At 66.5% G+C, this 1384-nt stretch carries 1 pseudogene; it reads right to left on the bottom strand.

The window, feature by feature from the left end:
- Window positions 1–395: 395 nt before the first annotated feature.
- A pseudogene (locus tag OKJ99_RS08710) lies at window positions 396–1327 on the bottom strand (IS5 family transposase).
- Between the last annotated feature and the right edge of the window lie 57 nt (window positions 1328–1384).

Below are 1384 nucleotides of genomic sequence, written 5' to 3'. Positions count from 1 at the left end.
CTAGGACTTGTCCGGCCGATCAAGGTCGGCCCAGGGGGTTCTGCAAGGATGCTGTGATGCAGCACATGCCGGATGACCCGTCGCTTCTGCCCGCCCCGTGGTGGGTGCCTGATGGCGGCATGCATGCTTTCGAGCTGGAGCTGCATCGTGAGCTTCCTCAGGGGCACCCCCTGCACGGAGTGCAGGCCACCGCTGTGGCGCGATGCGAAGGGTGTGACGACGTCCTGTTCAGTGTTCTGAACCGGTCGTCCCCCTGGGCTGTTGTTCACCTGACGTGGACGGGCCGCGAGGAACGTACGCCGTGGCCGATGACAACGCCGCTTGCAAGCTTGGCCGAACTCCTCACCGAGTGGGCTGACCACGGCTGCAACGACGATGAGGCATCGCCTGCGGAGTCACGTTCGTAGCCAGATCGCGAGGGCTGCCGCTGTCGCGGTGCCGAGGAAGACATAGCCGCGTTTGTCGTAGCGAGTGGCAAGCGCCCGGTGCTGTTTCAAACGATTGATTGCGCGTTCGACGGTGTTGCGCTTCTTGTACCGCTCCTCGTCGAAACCCGATGGCCGTCCGCCGCGGGAACCTCTGCGCAGACGGGCGGCCCGGCTGTCGATCTTCTCCGGAATGGTGTGCCGGATGCCCCGTCGGCGCAGGTACTCACGGCAAGGCCCGTTGCTGTAAGCCTTGTCGGCCGCAACGCTGTCCGGCTTCTTGCGGGGTCTGCCCGGTCCGATCTTCGGGACGCGGATCTTCTCCAGCACCGGCTTGAACTCGGTGCAGTCCGCCCGCTGACCTGGGGTAACGATTAGGGACAGCGGGCGGCAGCGGCCATCGGCGCTCAGGTGGAGCTTGCTGGTGAACCCGCCTCGCGAACGCCCCAGGCCCTCACCTCCAGCACCACCTCCACCAGGCGGGCGACAAGGCTCTGCCACGGTGTCTCGTCCTGGTGTTCTGCCTGCTCGGCCCCTTTTGAAGCGGGTGCCGGCGGCGGGTTGATCCGGGCGCCGGCCGCGTGCTGATGCGCACGGACGATGGTGGAGTCGACCGAGATGTCCCAGTCGACCTCACCGGCCGCGTCTGCTGAGGCCTGGACCTGTTGGAGCAGACGCTCCCACGTTCCGTCTGCGGACCACAGCCGGTGGCGTTCGTAGACCGTCTTCCACGGCCCGAACCGTTCAGGCAGGTCACGCCACTGAACCCCGGTCCGAACCCGGTGCAGAATCCCGTCGATCACCTGCCTGTGGTCCCGCCATCGGCCACAACGCCGGTTACTGACCGGCAGGAACGGCCGCAGCCGTTCCCACTCGGCATCCGTCAGATCGCCCCGCCCCATGGCCCCATCAACGACTCCCGCGCGGACCAGTCACATGATCGGCCGGACAAGTCCTAG

The organism is Streptomyces endophyticus (genome assembly GCF_035798155.1).
GTDB lineage: Bacteria > Actinomycetota > Actinomycetes > Streptomycetales > Streptomycetaceae > Streptomyces > Streptomyces endophyticus.
Note: the sequence above shows the minus strand (reverse complement) of the source record. Positions and strands in the feature narration are given on the sequence as shown.